General features: G+C 65.3%; 12 protein-coding genes and 4 pseudogenes. 10 read left to right on the forward strand and 6 right to left on the reverse strand.

Translation table 11 applies throughout. The features are described from left to right. Window positions 1-198: 198 nt before the first annotated feature. Window positions 199-906, reverse strand: coding sequence for an IclR family transcriptional regulator (locus tag ACLP9N_RS12880; protein ID WP_442407772.1), 708 nt, complete (start codon window positions 904-906; stop codon window positions 199-201). 242 nt (window positions 907-1,148) lie between these two features. Between ACLP9N_RS12880 and ACLP9N_RS12885 the strand changes: the two genes are divergently transcribed. From ACLP9N_RS12885 to ACLP9N_RS12900, 4 genes and pseudogenes are all read left to right on the forward strand, one after another. Continuing rightward, the gene (locus ACLP9N_RS12885; protein WP_442407773.1) at window positions 1,149-1,334 is read left to right on the forward strand and encodes a (2Fe-2S)-binding protein; all 186 of its coding nucleotides are present in this window, start codon (window positions 1,149-1,151) and stop codon (window positions 1,332-1,334) included. A gap of 182 nt (window positions 1,335-1,516) precedes the next feature. Continuing rightward, window positions 1,517-1,797 (forward strand): annotated as a pseudogene (locus tag ACLP9N_RS12890) (fatty acid desaturase); the annotation flags it as partial. 337 nt (window positions 1,798-2,134) lie between these two features. Further along, a complete protein-coding gene (locus ACLP9N_RS12895; protein WP_442407774.1) occupies window positions 2,135-2,623 on the forward strand; it encodes a nitroreductase/quinone reductase family protein in 489 nt (162 codons plus the stop codon). A gap of 231 nt (window positions 2,624-2,854) precedes the next feature. Continuing rightward, complete coding sequence (locus ACLP9N_RS12900) at window positions 2,855-3,406, forward strand: nitroreductase/quinone reductase family protein (RefSeq protein WP_442407775.1); 552 nt, start codon at window positions 2,855-2,857, stop codon at window positions 3,404-3,406. A 139-nt stretch (window positions 3,407-3,545) separates the two neighbouring features. Here the strand turns inward: ACLP9N_RS12900 and ACLP9N_RS12905 are convergent. Both ACLP9N_RS12905 and ACLP9N_RS12910 read right to left on the reverse strand, forming a co-directional pair. Further along, window positions 3,546-4,395 (reverse strand): annotated as a pseudogene (locus ACLP9N_RS12905) (DUF559 domain-containing protein). A 102-nt stretch (window positions 4,396-4,497) separates the two neighbouring features. Then, window positions 4,498-4,709, reverse strand: a pseudogene (locus ACLP9N_RS12910) (carboxyl transferase domain-containing protein); the annotation flags it as partial. 197 nt (window positions 4,710-4,906) lie between these two features. Between ACLP9N_RS12910 and ACLP9N_RS12915 the strand changes: the two are divergent. From ACLP9N_RS12915 to ACLP9N_RS12940, 6 genes are all read left to right on the forward strand, one after another. Continuing rightward, window positions 4,907-5,461, forward strand: coding sequence for a 2,4'-dihydroxyacetophenone dioxygenase family protein (locus tag ACLP9N_RS12915; protein WP_442407776.1), 555 nt, complete (start codon window positions 4,907-4,909; stop codon window positions 5,459-5,461). Between the two features lie 92 nt (window positions 5,462-5,553). Then, complete coding sequence (locus ACLP9N_RS12920) at window positions 5,554-6,729, forward strand: CaiB/BaiF CoA transferase family protein (RefSeq protein WP_442407777.1); 1,176 nt, start codon at window positions 5,554-5,556, stop codon at window positions 6,727-6,729. After that, entirely contained in the window at window positions 6,713-7,261 is a 549-nt protein-coding gene (locus tag ACLP9N_RS12925; RefSeq protein WP_442403224.1) for an FAS1-like dehydratase domain-containing protein, read from the forward strand. The genes ACLP9N_RS12920 and ACLP9N_RS12925 overlap by 17 nt, the downstream gene beginning before the upstream one ends. After that, window positions 7,261-7,674: an acyl dehydratase gene (locus ACLP9N_RS12930; protein WP_442407778.1), complete on the forward strand. Its 414-nt coding sequence runs from the start codon at window positions 7,261-7,263 to the stop codon at window positions 7,672-7,674. The genes ACLP9N_RS12925 and ACLP9N_RS12930 overlap by 1 nt, the downstream gene beginning before the upstream one ends. Beyond that, entirely contained in the window at window positions 7,671-9,485 is a 1,815-nt protein-coding gene (locus tag ACLP9N_RS12935) for an acyclic terpene utilization AtuA family protein (protein WP_442407779.1), read from the forward strand. The genes ACLP9N_RS12930 and ACLP9N_RS12935 overlap by 4 nt, the downstream gene beginning before the upstream one ends. Next, window positions 9,478-10,641 (forward strand): acyl-CoA dehydrogenase family protein, encoded by a 1,164-nt coding sequence (locus ACLP9N_RS12940; protein WP_442407780.1) that lies wholly within the window; start codon window positions 9,478-9,480, stop codon window positions 10,639-10,641. Before ACLP9N_RS12935 ends, ACLP9N_RS12940 begins: the two co-directional genes overlap by 8 nt. 386 nt (window positions 10,642-11,027) lie before the next feature. Here the strand turns inward: ACLP9N_RS12940 and ACLP9N_RS12945 are convergent, their stop codons facing one another. The 3 genes and pseudogenes from ACLP9N_RS12945 to ACLP9N_RS12955 form a co-directional block, all read right to left on the reverse strand. After that, window positions 11,028-11,165, reverse strand: coding sequence for a hypothetical protein (locus ACLP9N_RS12945; protein ID WP_424075482.1), 138 nt, complete (start codon window positions 11,163-11,165; stop codon window positions 11,028-11,030). Window positions 11,166-11,267: 102 nt separating this feature from the next. Then, a complete protein-coding gene (locus tag ACLP9N_RS12950) occupies window positions 11,268-14,588 on the reverse strand; it encodes a protein kinase domain-containing protein (RefSeq protein WP_442407781.1) in 3,321 nt (1,106 codons plus the stop codon). A 114-nt stretch (window positions 14,589-14,702) separates the two neighbouring features. Continuing rightward, window positions 14,703-15,055 (reverse strand): annotated as a pseudogene (locus ACLP9N_RS12955) (TetR/AcrR family transcriptional regulator); the annotation flags it as partial.

A 15,055-nucleotide genomic window follows, 5' to 3' on the forward strand; every position in this document is an offset into this window, starting at 1 on the left:
CATCACGTCATCGAATCGACCCTGCCGATTCTCACGTCCCAAAGCCACACACCGATTCTCCAGGCACACCCGCGCCAACCCCGCCCAGCCACGCCGAAACCGGCACACTAAATCAGCGGCGTCCTAGCGCCCAATCGCGGTTCCCGTTAGTAACAACGGCGCGTTATGGCCAGCTGGAATAAGCGATCTCGCGGTCAATCAGGACGGCGTGATGCCATATTTCGGGCCCAGGGTGGCAACGGCCTTCTTCAGCTCTTCACCGATCTCGTCGAGACGATCCGCTTCTGAAGCGTCTACGGCCGCACTGATCGCCGCGATCAGACTGCCATCAGCTGCTAAAAGGGGCGTGGCCACGGCAAACGCGTCCCCGAGCGTGACTCCCCGGTTGAAGGCCAGGCCGCGGGACCGGATCTGAGGGAGCTCGGCGAGGAATTGTTGTACCTCGCCGGCCTGTTCTGGGCTGGCGAGGTCAAGGAGGCGGTACATCTCGTCGTCGGGGACGTTGGCGAGCAAGGTCTTTCCGGCGGCGCTGCTATATAGCGGGCGACGGGCGTGGATGCGAGCGACGAACCTCAGGCTCGGTGATTCTTCACCCACCAGGTCGGTGAAGACGATGGCGTCCCCGACACGCACCCCGACGAGGACGGTGCAGCCCAGGATTTCGCCCAGCTCGGCAACGAACTGGTGATCGAGTGACAGCGCGGCCAGCTTGTTCGCGCGCGCGGCGAGGATGAACGGCCCCGGCCCGAGATGGAACCGGTGTTCCCTCTCGACGAGATAGCCGCGGGCCAGCAGTCCGTTGGTCAGCTCCTGCACGGAGCTCTTCGCCGCATCCAAGGCGGCTGCCAGCTCCGCCAGCGTCAGGCCGCGCGGGCTGAGCGAAACGGTCTCGAGGATCTGGATCACTCGGTCGACCGTGCGATGCGGGCGGGCAGGCATGGAGCTGACGCTAGCAAGCCCCGTCGACGATTCCGGACCAGGACTTGCAGCGAGTCGCGAATCACAGTACAGTGGCGCACTATCCAGATATACGGTTAGAGATCCGTAGATATGTACACGATCGGCTGACACATGACAGCTCCAGTCTCTCCGGGGATGATCCGCACCGCTCCCGTTGGTTCCGCTGCCGCAGGAGGGGTGACGCGCTGATGTTCGTGTGTCTGTGCACCGGCGCCACCAGTCACCTCGTCGCCGACATCGTCGCCGGCGGGGCGTGTACCTCCAAGGAGGTTGCCGAGGCGTGCGGAGCGGGCGCCGACTGCGGCTGCTGCCGGCGCACGGTAAGGGCGATCATCGCGGCAGCGGCCCAGGTCAACGCCGACGCGGCGTGTTGATCACCGGGCGGCGATTTCCAGCGACCAGCTGACCGTCAACATCGATCAGATCCCGCTGCTTGAGGACGCGATGGCCCCTGGCATCCACATCCAGCCGCTGCGCCTGGACCCCGAAAAGGGACCGGTGGTGCTCATCGCCACCATGGCACCCGGTTGCCCCCTGCCCATCCAGTACCAGACCCCGGGTGCGCCAGGTGTGCGACAAATACGACCTGCCTTACACCACGGGTTCGCCACTGGTGCAGTACAGCAAGGCGTGGCGCACAATCGCCAAGGTGTCGTTGCCGAACAAGTACCCGTCCGACCCGCCCGACGATGCACCAGAAACCCGCAGCCACAAGATGTCGCCAGCTTGAGCCGGGCATCCGTCGGGACTGACCCGGCAACCCGGCGTCAGCGCGGGCTGAAGACCGCGATGACGACGGTGCGGCAGTGGCGGCGGCGTAACGGATTACGCCGCTAACGCTTCGCGCATTCAAGTTCGCCGAGTCGTTGGACCTGGCTGTACCGACAATTCGCCGGAATTCGTTTGGGAAGACGCCGCCAGGGTGGGAGAGGGTGGCCGGGGAGGAACTGCGCCAGGTTAGTTGTCTCAGAGCGGCCTGAGGATTTGCGCAGCGGGGCGGACGCGAGCAAGCCCTACCGACCAGTTCAGACAGGGACTTGCAACGAGGCGCGGGTCACAGTACAGTCACAGCTATGATCCATATATCTGGTTCTATATACGTAGATACGTATAGCGAGCCTCACGCATGACCGCGCCTGATGAGACCCGGACGCGATCGCGCATAGGTCCGACGATGAGTGAGCTGTATGAGCTCCATCTCCGCGTGATGCGGCAGGTCGGTCACTACCGCTGGTTCTCCCTGTTCATGAAGCATGTCGGCTCCCGGGTAGACCGGGCGCTGATCCACGCGAGCCGAGGCCGATTCTCCATGAGCGGTCCGGCGCTGCCGACGATGCTGCTCACGACGAGAGGCAGAAGAAGCGGCAAAGATCGAACGGTTCCGCTGCACTACGTGCGCGATGGCAAGAACCTCGTCGCCGCTTGTGAGAACTTCGGGCTAAAAGCAGCCTCCAGTTGGCCGAAGAACCTGCTCGCCGACCCAAAGGCACGTGTCGAGATCGGCGGCACCGCTGCAAACTATCTGTCGCGACCCGCTACAGAGGATGAGGTTGCGCGCAACATGCCGAGGCTAATCGAGATGTGGCCCGCGCATGACAGCCACATGGAGCATAATGGCGTGCGCCACGTGATTGTCTTCGAGCCGATGGATGCGAAAACCTGAGCGCCTCGGCCCAGTTGCGTTGCGCAGCAACAGGAAATGTTCACTATCATGCAGCAGCATTTGTAACCTGTTGTGCCCCAAATGATAACGAATCTGCTTACCGGTAACCCGGCGTCGGCCGTAGTCGGCTTATAAGCGCTGCCGTCAGGACAAGGTCGCGATCACCAAGTATTCAGGTCCAACACTTCCTTACGTTCATTACCACCCCGACACAGAAGGACCCCCGTCACCATGACCGTTCACCACGCCTCACCGAGCACCCCGAGCGATGATCTGCCACGGGTCGATCCTCCCGACCGGGTCAGCCCCCTGCTCCGCGCCTACGCCGCCTTCGTGGCGACCCGCGTAGGCCGGTGGTTGTCGAAGAACATCGCGCCAACGATCGACCCGTGGCTGCTGCGAGCCACCGGGGGTCGGCTGGCCATGGGACTGATGCTGCCCTCAGCGCTGCTCACCACCACCGGGGCCAAAACCGGGCAACCGCGGACGAACCCGATCTTTTACTTTCACGACGGGCCCGACGTCATCGTGATCGCCTCCAACTACGGCAATGACAAACACCCCGCCTGGTACCACAACCTCGCCGCGAACCCCCGCGTGCAGATCGCAACGAACGGCGGCGGCCCGGTGATGACCGCAACCGAGGTAACCGACCCCGCCGAGCAAGAGCGCCTCTGGGCCATGGCCTACCGGATCTACCCACTCTGGCCCGACTACCGGCGGGGCGCCGCGCGGTGCCAACGCACCATCCCCATCATCCGCCTGCACTCCCGCGGGCGCTGAGACCGGGCCCGGTCACGCGCACACACTGGCGGCAAGGCACTTCGCCGAGTCCAGCAGTGTTTCCAATTGCGTGTGGGGCCGCCGGCGGTCGCCGAGACATAAGCCATTGCGACGCGCGCCGGCGTGTCGTGTGCGTGGTTTATGTGTCGCGGTAGCCGCGGCGGCAAAGTGCCTCGCGGACGCTGCGCAGCACGTCCCCGGGGCGATCCTCGGCAATCACGCGAATGACGATCCATCCGAGCTGCTCGAGCGCCTTTAGTCGCCGCATACCCCGGACATACTGGCGCCTGGTTAGTCCGGTGTTGGTCGCCGTCGTATTCCACGGCGACCTTGAATCGCTCCCATCCCATGTCCAGTAGGGCGATGGTTCGATAGTTGGCCACTACTGGGATCTGCGTCTCCGGCGTCGGCAAGCCCCCGTCGACCAGTAGCAGCCGCAGCCACGTCTCTTTCGGAGACGCGGCGCCTGGATCGACCCGCGGAAGTACCGCTTTTAGTTGCCGCAGGCCGCGGGTGCCCGGCTGCTGCTCGGCGATCAGCAGCACGTCTTCGACGGAGAAAGGTTTGGCGCGCATCAGTGCGTCGAGCCGCGCCACCGCATCGCCAAGGGATAGTCGTCGCGCCAGATCGAACGCGGTGCGCGCAGGTGTGGTCACCGGCAGACCCGCAACCCGGGTGACCTCGCCGCCTTCGACCCTGTGATTGCGCGTAGTCACGCCTGCGGGCGAGTGCTGGTTGCGCCAGATCAACTCGACCGGCTCGTCGTCGTCGATCCACGACAAGCCGTGCAGCACAGCTGCGGCAAGTCCGGCCAGGACACCGCGTCGACCCGACCACAGCCACGCGGCTTCTGAGCGTGTTCGTAGCGACAGTGGTGTGCACTGCGCAACGTAAACGTCGGGAAAGATTGCGTGAAACCTGGTCCGCAGCTGATATGGGCTCAACTTGCCCTGCCGCAGGGCTTCGCTACCTATGAAGACGTCGTTCACGGGCATAAGACGTCATGGATCCTTGGACCGGTTTCACCCAGACATAAGCCACTGTGAGGCGTGTCGTGTGCGTGGTTTATGTGTCGCGGGGCAGGCCAATGCGGCAGCATCGGGATACTCGGGCACGATGGCGTCGACGATCCCGGACTTCAACAGATCGGCCGACCGAATGCCTTGGGCCGCAGCAAGTTCGGCCGCATGATCGGTGCCGCGGAAAACGATCGCGCTGGCGCCCTCCGGCGGTAGCGGCGCCAGCCAGCCGTGCAGCGAGACCAGCACCCGATCGGCGGGACCATCGCCAGCGCCGGACCGCCGCGAGTCTCGAAATCTGAATCACCCGGTCGACCGTGCGAACTGGGCGGGCAGGCACGCGCTGACGCTAGCAAGGCCTACCGACGAATTCAGACAAAACACTTGCCACGAGGCGCGAAGAGCAGTACAGTGCTCAGTATCCGAGTATCCGGTTTCAGATACATAAATCCGTACGCAAGCTCTTACAGAAAGGCCCACAATGACCGTCTCAGTCCGTCCCGGGATCATCACCACCGGCAGCGGCGCCCCGTTGCCGCTGGCCGCGCTGCCGCAGGAAGACCTCCTGACCATTAACATCGATCAAATCCCACTGCTCAAGGACGCGATCGGCCCGGGCATCCACATCAAGCCGCTGCGCCTGGATCCCGAGAAGGGCGAGGTGGTCCTCTTTGCCACCATGGCGCCTGGTTGCCAGCTGCCCATCCACTACCACACCGGTACGGCTGAGGTGTACACGTTCTCGGGCTGCTGGATGTACGCCGAGTACCCCGACCAGCCGCAGACCGCGGGCGACTACCTGTATGAGCCGGGCGGCTCGGTGCACACGTTCTACTGCCCCGAGGACAACACCGAAGACACCGTCGTGCTGCTGTGGATGTCAGGCGCGCAACTCGGCTTCAACGACGACGGCACGTTCTACGGGATCAATGACGCGGCCTCCATTCAGTACCTAACCGACACCCTGTCGGCGGCGCAAGGCACCGGACCTGTCCCCTACATCCACGGCGGCAACGCCGGTGTGAACAAGTCCTGAGGTCACACCCGCTCCGCGGTTCCCGCCGGGCGCGCGGCCTCCGCGCGCCAAGGCGGACCACGACGGTGCCACGAAATTAGAAAGGGAGAATCATGCCATCAGCGTTTGACGGCGTCCGGGTCCTGGAACTGGGCCAGATATACAACGGCCCATACTGCGGGCTGCTTCTGGCTCAGCTGGGCGCCGACGTCATCAAGATAGAGCCACCCGGCGGTGAGCCACTGCGCTTCCGCTCACACGAACAAGCCGAGTCCCACGAGTTCGTGATGCTCAATTCCAACAAGCGCAGCGTGGTTCTGGACCTGAAGACGGGCGCCGGTCGCCAGGCGCTGCTCGACCTGGTCGAGAGCGCCGACGTGCTCATCGAGAATTTCGCACCGGGCACCATGGAGCGGCTTCAGCTTGACCACGAGCGACTCCTTCGGCACAACCCGCGGCTGATCGTCGCCTCGGGCAAGGGCTACGGGTCCACGGGACCCTATGCACACATGTCGGCGATGGACATCACCGTGCAGGCGATGTCCGGCAGCGCCGCCACGACCGGAGAACCCGACGGGCCACCGACGAAAGCGGGCGCGGCGTTCGTGGACTTCTCCGGCGGCATCCACCTGTTCGGAGCCATCGCTGCGGCCCTCTTCCAACGCGAGCGCACCGGGCGGGGGCAGATCGTCGAGGTCTCGATGCACGACACGATCTACCCGATGCTGGCGTCCAGCCTGGGCGGCCTGCACAACCAGCCCGACCAACCGCTCCCCGAGCGCACCGGAAACCGGCACTCGGGCATGGCTGTGGCGCCCTACAACATCTACCCGGCGAGCGATGGGTGGCTGGCGATCATCTGCATCTCCGAACGGCATTGGCAAGGCGTGGCGACCGCCCTCGGTAAGCGCGAGCTGATCGACGACCCGCGCTTCCGCACGCAAAGGGACCGAGTCGCCAACATTGACAACGTCGACGAGGAGGTGTCTTCGGTCACCAGAACCCGGACGCGCGCCGATTTGGTGCGCGACCTGCAGGCCGCCGGCGTGCCATGTGCGCCGGTCAAGTCGGTCCGCGAGGTCGACACCGACGAGCACCTGATTCAGCGCGGCATGATCCAATACGTCGAGCACCCGGCGAGGGGACGCGTGCCGGTGCCGGGATGTCCATTGCGGCTTAGCGATTCGCCGGTGGGACCGTTGCAGGCCGCCCCGCCACTGGGCGCGTCAACAGAGGCCATCGTCGCGGAATTAGCCGGCGAGGAGGCCGAGCATGTCCGCTCCGCTTGACCCCGGCACCCCACTGGCGACGTACTACGCCCAGACCCGGCCGCGGATAGGCGAAGTCCTTTCGCGGCGCAGTCTCGGCACGCTGGACGCGGTGATGATCGGCCGCTACGCGATGACGATCGGAGCCACCGACCCGAGCCACTACGACTCGGAGGCCGCACGGTCTGCGGGGTACCCCGATGTCGTCGCGCCGCCCAACATGCTGGCCGCGGTCGCGGATTGGGGCATCGGCACGCCGGAGGCCGACCTGGGGCCCGATGGGACGCCCCAGGATGGTGACATGCCCCTCGGGGACGGCGAGCTCGGGCTTCGCGTGATGGGCGCCGGCGAGGAGATGGAGTTGGTCAACGCGGTCACGGCAGGCACGGAGCTGGTTCTCGAGTCGACCCTCGAGGCCGTCACCCCCAAGCAGACCCGTTCCGGCCCTTGCGTTTTCGTCACCACGCTGAACACCTTCACTGCCGCGGACGGCGCCGTCCTCAACCGCAACCGCCGCACCGTCGCACTACGCAACCCCGCCCAGGAGTCCTGATGTCGATCAACTTCGAAGTTTCGGACACGCTCGAACCGCTCAAGCACACCGCCACCGCCCTGCAGTTGTTCCGTTACAGCGCCGTCACGTGGAACCCGCACCGCATTCACTTCGACGAGCCCTACGCACGCGAAGAGGGCCACCGCGGTCTCGCGCTGCACTCCCACCTCCGGGCGGCGCTGGCCTTACGTTGCGTTACCGAGGGCCTCGGCCCCCAGTGGCGAGTCACGAAGTTCGCCTACCGCCTACGCAGGCCCGTGTATGCGCCGGCCGATCTCACCTACACAGCGCGGGCGACCGCGACCGACGACGACACCATGACCCTCGAGCTCACCGAGCAGCACCCGTCCGGTGAGGCGGGGTTCGAAGGGACCGTGTGGGTCACCAAAACCACTGAGGGAGTGACGAAATGACATCAGCACAGGGGCAACGCCCGGTCCGCATCGGGAACTGCTCCGGCTTCTACGGTGACCGTGCGTCCGCGATGGCCGACATGGCCCGAGCCGGCGGCATCGACGTCCTCACCGGTGACTACCTCGCCGAGGTCACGATGCTGATCCTCGGCAAGGCGCGCGCCAAAGACTCCACCAAGGGCTATGCGACCACCTTCCTGGCGCACTTGGACGCGGCGCTCGAACACCTCGTCGCCAACGGGATCCGGCTCGTCGTCAACGCCGGAGGACTCAACCCCGCCGGGCTGGCCGACGCGACCCGCGAACTGATCGCACGCCACGGCTACGACCTGCGGGTCTCCCACATCGGAGGCGACGACGTCTTCGGCCGCCTCGACGCTCTGCAGCAAGCCGGCCATTCATTGCCGCACCTGACGAGCGGCGAACCGTTGTCGTCGTGGCCGCACCAGCCACTGACGGCCAACGCGTATCTGGGCGGATTCGGCATCGCGCGCGCGCTGGACCACGGCGCCGACATCGTCATCACCGGTCGCGTCGCCGACGCCTCACCCATCGTTGGTGCCGCCGCCTGGTGGTGGAGTTGGACCCAAGATGACTACGACGGGCTCGCCGGCGCGGTTGCTGCCGGACACATCATCGAATGCGGTCCGCAGGCGACCGGCGGCAACTTCTCCGGGTTTCGTACTATTGCCGACCTCGTACAGCCAGGGTTCCCGATCGCCGAAATCGCCGCCGACGGCTCCTCGGTGATCACCAAGAACCCGGGCACCGGCGGCGCCGTCACCCAGGACACGGTCACAGCTCAACTGCTCTACGAGATCGGCGACCCCGCCTACCTCAACTCCGACGTGATCACTCACCTGGACACCGCCACGCTGGCCGATCTCGGCGACGACCGCGTCCTGATCCGCGGCGTGCGCGGCTCGGCGCCACCGGCGACGACCAAGGTCGCCATCACCGGGGTCGGCGGCTGGGAAAACAGCATGATCCTCGCGCTCACCGGCACCGACCTCGACGCCAAGGCGGCACTCATCGAGGGAGCCGTCCACGACTACATCGAGGCCGTGGACGGGATCGACGCGGTCGCCATCGACCGCATCGGGCAAGCCCAGCACGATCCCGACAGCCAGAATGCCGGAACACAGCTGCTGAGGATCGCCGTGCAGGGCACCAAAGAGGCCGCGGGCCGGGCGTTTTCGTCGCGGATGGTCGAGCTGGCCCTATCCAGCTACCCCGGGATGTACTCCCTCGGCCCGCCACAACCAGGGTCGGCGTTCGGTGTCTACTGGCCCGCACTGCTCGACCAAGCAATGCTCGACCACATGGTCCATCATTTTGACGGCACGACGGAGGTCATCGCACCGGGAAATCCACACGGCACCGCGGACGGGGTTATCCCGCAGGCCGACCCGTCGTCCGCGCAATCGGTGCAACCGCCATGGACCGACGAACTCGTCATCGCCTCGCTCGGTGAGATCGTCTATGCCCGCTCTGGCGATAAGGGCGGCGACGCGAACCTCGGTGTGTGGGTACGCAACCGGCACGCGTGGGAGTGGCTCAATTCGACCCTCACCGTTGACGAACTGCGACGCCTCCTCCCCGAAACACGCGAACTGACCATCGCGCGCTACGAACTGCCCAACCTCGGCGCCGTCAACTTCCTCATCCGAGGATTGCTCGGGACCGGCGCCACCTCATCATTGCGGCTGGACGCGCAGGCAAAAGCACTCGGCGAATGGCTGCGCGCACGCAGCGCCAAGGTACCGCGACATCTTGTCAACCCACAGCACCAGGAGAGCACCGATGACTGATCCCGACGAGAGCACCATCGACGTCGTCCGCAAGGCCACCGGAGAGCTGGCCCGGACGTTCGACTACGCGTACTGGCGAGCCAAGGACAAGCGCGGCGAGTACCCGTGGGAGTTCGTCAAGGCGTTCGCCCAAGGCGGATGGCTCGGCGCGCTCATCCCCGAGCAGTACGGCGGGCTGGGACTCGGCATCGCCGAGAGCGGCGTGATGATGCAGGAAATCGCCGCCTCGGGCGCCGGCGCCAGTGGTGCCTCGGCGGTCCACTTCTACCTCTTCCCACCCGCGCCGATCATCCGGCACGGCTCGCAGGAGATGAAGCAGGAGTTTTTGCCCCAGCTCGCCCGGGGTGAGATCCTGATGGCCTTCGGCGTCACCGAGCCCACCGCCGGCGTGGATACGTCGCGCATCCGGACCAAGGCGGAGAAGGTCGACGGTGGCTGGTTGGTCAACGGCCAGAAGGTCTGGATCAGCAACGCGCAGAACGCCCACAAGATCCTGCTCCTGGCGCGCACGTCTCCGCGCAACGACGCGAAGCCGTTGGACGGGATGACGCTGTTCTTCACCGACCTCGACCGCGAGCGGATCACCGTCCGGGAGATCGAGAAACTGGGGCGGTCGGCGATCGACTCCAACGAGTTGTTCATCGAGAACCTCCAGGTGCACGACAACGAGGTCGTGGGCGAGGTGGGCAAGGGTTTCAAATACCTCGTCGACGGGCTGAACTCCGAGCGCATCGTCGTGGGTCTGGAGGGCGTCGGTATCGGTCAGGCGGCACTGGAACTGGCGACGAAGTACGCCGGCGAGCGCGTGGTCTTCGACCGGCCCATCGGCCAGAACCAGGCGGTCGCCCACCCGCTGGCCGACTCCTGGATACGCCTGGAGTCGGCTCGGCTGATGGCGATGCACGCGGCCGAGCTCTACGACGACCACCGGAAGTGTGGCATCCAGGCCGCCGCGGCCAAGTATCTGGGCGCCGAGGCCGGCTTCGATGCGTGCGACCGCGCCATGTCCACCCACGGTGGCTACGCCTACGCCAAGGAGTACCACGTGGAGCGGCTGTGGCGCGAGGCCCGGCTGCTCCGCAACGCGCCCTTCTCCCAGGAGATGGTCCTCAACTACATCTCCACGCAGGCGTTGAAGCTGCCCCGCTCCTACTGAGGCAGCGAGCGCCGGCCGCTGGACCAGGCGCGCACATACGCAGCTCTGGAATTCTCACTCAATACCGGCGTCAACCAGCAGGCGTGGTAACCCCACTTCGGCGCATCGTGCGGATACATGCGAAACACCGGGCGCGAGCTTCCGCGACTCGGCCCGTCGCCGTGAGACTTTCGATCAGGAGCAGCTCCGCCTGGGGGGCCGTCAGGGGTCTGCGCTGACCGATGCCCGTGTAGTGCTCTTATTCGGACGGCGATCACATATCTCGCGGCCAGATAAGCCACTCCGCCGCCCTCCTGGCGGCCGCGCTTGCCGGTTCGGGTGCCGGCCCGTACCCGACCGCGTCGACAGCTTGAACTAACTGTCGAATTCGATTGACGGCCTCAGGTTTAGGTCTCGCTGCGCCGGAATTCTTCGATCACCCCCGCCTGCTTGGCCGCGTCAGTAATGAGTTCGACGTGGCCGCCCTCGTGAATGTATAGCGCCGCATTCGGGGGACGGGCGTGGGTGCGAGCGGCGAACGTCAAGCTGGGTGATCCTTCACCCCCATGGTCGGTGAAGACGATGGCGTGCGCCGGCGCGCCTGCTCCCAGGGTGACCGGGACACGGTGTCGGATCGCAACCAGGAATTAGCCAAGGCCAGCATCGACAAGCAAACGCGGTAATCCGATTTCTTGACACCGTCGTGCGACTGCGGGGATCGTTGCATCAGCTGATCTGCCTGTGCGGGCCAGTGTTTCAGCTAGCAGCAGTTGAGCCCGCAGCGCCGCCAACGGTCTTTGCGCGTCATCGATGCCCGCAAGCAGCTCGCTCGCACGTCGCCAGGCCTGCTCCCGTTCTTCGGCGGAACCGCTTGCCAACAGCAGGCGAACCGCGGAGTCCTCGTCGAGTTCAGCGGTTATCGTGGCGATACCGTCGTCGCGCGGAATAGTCCGCACGGATCGGAGGCGGGCTGCCACCTCCGGCGCGACGCCGATTCCCAATCGGATCCGCTCGTTGTTGATCGCGGCCGCGAGTCGCGGGAGTCGCAGTTGCTCCGCTGTGTTCATACCGGCGTTGAGGCGCTCGGCCGCGACGCTGAAATCGCCTTGCGCTGCTTTGACTTTGGCGCTTCCGACGTACCGCGCGGCGAGGTAGTCCACGCCACCACCCTCCGGCCCAAGTCCATAGCTCATCTCCAGCAATCGCGTCGCCTCATCCAATTCGCCGGCCTCATAGAGCAATTCGCCGAGCATGGCACTTGCGAGACGCGCAGCGTGGGAGTGCGACCCCACTGTAACTCCGATCTCGAACGCTTCGCGAAACTCGCGTCGAGCGGTGGCGATGTCAAGCTCGTACTTGGCGGCAATTCCGGCGAAGCAGTGTGCGAGCACGCTCGCGAACGGCCGGATCATGTCCTGGTAGGGCGCCGCCCACCGCAGCAGCCTTCGTGCGTCGTCAAACTCGAAACGGTAAATGGCGGCGAACGCTGCGACATTACCCGCGACCCCGGGTACCCCAGGGGGGAGGGTATCAGCTCTCGAGAACGCTTCGGAGACAAGAGAATCGATACGATTAATACGGTCGGCGAATAGTTCTGCCACCCCGCGCAGCACGTCGGCTTCCGCTCGAAGATTGCTTCGCGACGCATCCGAGAGTTCTGCCCTGGCCAGCGCCGCCTCGAAGCGATTCAGCGCGGCATTGGCGGGCGCCCTGCGCTGTAGCAGGATATTTGCCCAGGCGATCGCCAGCTGAAGTCGTGCCCTGGATGCCAGCAGCCGGGGCGGCAGTTTCTTGGCAATCTCGAGGAAGGTCGTCATTTTCGACTCCTCGAGCAGACGTGTCTCGTCTTGCTCGACAAGGTCAACGGCGAGGGTCGGGTCGTCGACGGCGAGCGCATGGTTGACGGCCTCGTTGAGGTAGCCGTGTTCGGCGAACCATGCCGCCGCCGTGCGGTGCAGTCGCCGACTCCGCTCCGGATCGTCGCGTGCAAGTCGCTGGCGTAGGAATTCGGCGAACAGCTGGTGATAACGAAACCAGTCGGGGTCGTTGTCGATCCGCTGCAGGAACAGCCCGCGATGCGCGACCTCTTCGAGCATCGCCAGCCCGCGCGGCTGCTCGGACAACGCCGATGCCAGTCCGCCGCAGGTCCTCTCGGTGATCGACGTTGCCAACATGAAGTCGGCTATCGCCGGTTCAAGTGTGTCGAGGACGTTTTCGGCCAGGAACTCACCGATGATGTCATGTGCACCGCAAAGCCGACCGATAAGGCTGGAGGCGTCGGCACCGCCGCGTAAGAACAAAGTAGCGAGCCGCAGGCCGGCCGCCCACCCATCCGTCGAGGCGGTTAGCGCCGCAACGTCGGCGCCCGACAATGCTAGGCCGCCGACATCATTGAGCAACGCCTGCGCCTCGTCGGGATCGAAACGCAGAGCGTCACAGTCAATCTCGACGAGCTCATCACGGAGTCGCAATTTACTCACCGGCAGACCCGCATGCGACCAGCTCGTCACGATGAGCTGCAGGTGGTGGCAGCCGTGTTCGAGCAGGAAGCCCAGAGCGGCAATGGTCTGGCTGTCCGATACCCGATGCCAGTCATCCACGACGAGGGTGATTCGGTCGTCGTTTTCGTGTATCTCGTCGATCAGCGACGTCAAAACGTAGCGGGCCGAGTCGTCGCCATGCTCTTCGAGCACCTGAGCCAAGGCCGCCGCCAGGGCGGGTCGAATCGTTCGGATCGATTCGAGCAGGTGCGCCAGGAACCACACTGCGTTGTTGTCGTCGTCATCGACGGTTAGCCAAGCCACGGCGACGCCCTCGCGCATGAGAAGCTCGCGCCACTGTGCAGCCAGGGTGCTTTTGCCGTAGCCCGACGGCGCGTTGATGAGAATCAGGCGCCGCCGCCCCGCGGCACGAACAACATCGGCGAGCCGATCCCGAGCAACCAGCGACCTGAGCGCGACGGCAGGACGGTACTTCGTCATGGGGGAGGGCGGTGTCGGCGTCGCCGACGTGTGCGCACGACGGGCTGACGGCACTGCCGGCGCCTTGCGGCTTTCAACGCCCAACTCGACATGGCGTGCCATCTCGTCGACGAAAATCCCAAGGCTGCGCTGAACGTCGCGAAGCTGCTCGCCAAACTCCGCCGCCGAGGCGGGACGGTCCGAGGGATCACGAGCCATGGCGCGTTCGATGGCGGCCGCAACATCGGAGGGCAGCCCCTGCCGGCGTAGGTCCGGAATCGGCTGCGACGTGATCCGCAGGAACTGCGCGACTAGCTTTTCGCCGCTGCGGCGCTCGAACGCCGCGTGGCCGGTCATCGCGCAAAAAAGGGTCGCGCCGAGCGAATACACATCCGATTGCGGCGTCGGGGACGCGCCCTCGGGCAGTTCTGGGGCGGTGTACGCCGGTGAGCCGGCGATCACACCTGTCGTTGTCTGAAAACCTCCCGCGATCCTGGCGATGCCGAAGTCGGTGAGCTGCGGTTCGCCGTAGTCCGAGAGGAGGATGTTCCCCGGCTTGACGTCACGATGCAAGATGCCGACGTTGTGTGCAGCTTCCAGCGCGCCGGCCAGCTTCACGCCGATGCTCACGGCCTCATTCCAGTTGAGTGGCCCGTGGCGGCGGATCAAGGCTTCCAGGGAGTCCTTGGCGTGATAGGGCATCACGATGAATGGCCGGCCCGTCGCGATGGTGCCGACCTCGAGAATTGTCACGATGTGCGGGTGGTCGGACAGCCTGCCCATGGCTCGTTGTTCACGTACAAAGCGCTCGACGTTGTCCGGGTCGAGATCAGACGTCAAGACCTTGACCGCGACAGTCCGATCCAACGCCGGTTGCGTGCAGCGGTAGACCACCCCGAATCCGCCATGTCCGACTTCGGTTATGTCGTCGAATCCCGCATTGCGCAGTTCGGCCGCGATGCCGGAAGCCGCATCCCGTTGTGTCGCGTGTGGATCGCCCTCGGCCATCGACGGTCACCATCCTCACTGGATGGCACATTACGCCGACGCCGTCGGGTGTCTGCTGCGGATACAGCACGCGCACCCAGTGGTCATACGAGCATCCAGACGTGTCGATGCGGATCATGCCGCGGAGTCGGTCTTGGTCAGCTCGTCGAGGTCAGGCAGCGGCCGACGGCAGATCTCCGCGGCCTCGTCGGCAGGCAGGCCGAACATGATCAGCACGTCGCGGGTGGCACGATCGGCCGCCTCGGTACCGCTGCGTTCGGGCTGGTCATGCAGCAGCTGGCCCAGCCCCAGCAGCGCGCCGCCTGCCACCGACAACGCGAGCTCAGGATCGTCCACGGTGAACCGGCCGGCGCGCCCAGCGCGACTGATGTCACGCAGAGCCCGCGGAGCCAGGCCGCGGTCAGCGGAGATCAACGTCAACCCGGCGTTGAGAAGCACCCGGCACATCTCCGGGCGCCGCCTGAACA

The organism is Mycobacterium sp. (assembly GCF_052144515.1).
Taxonomy (GTDB): Bacteria; Actinomycetota; Actinomycetes; order Mycobacteriales; family Mycobacteriaceae; genus Mycobacterium.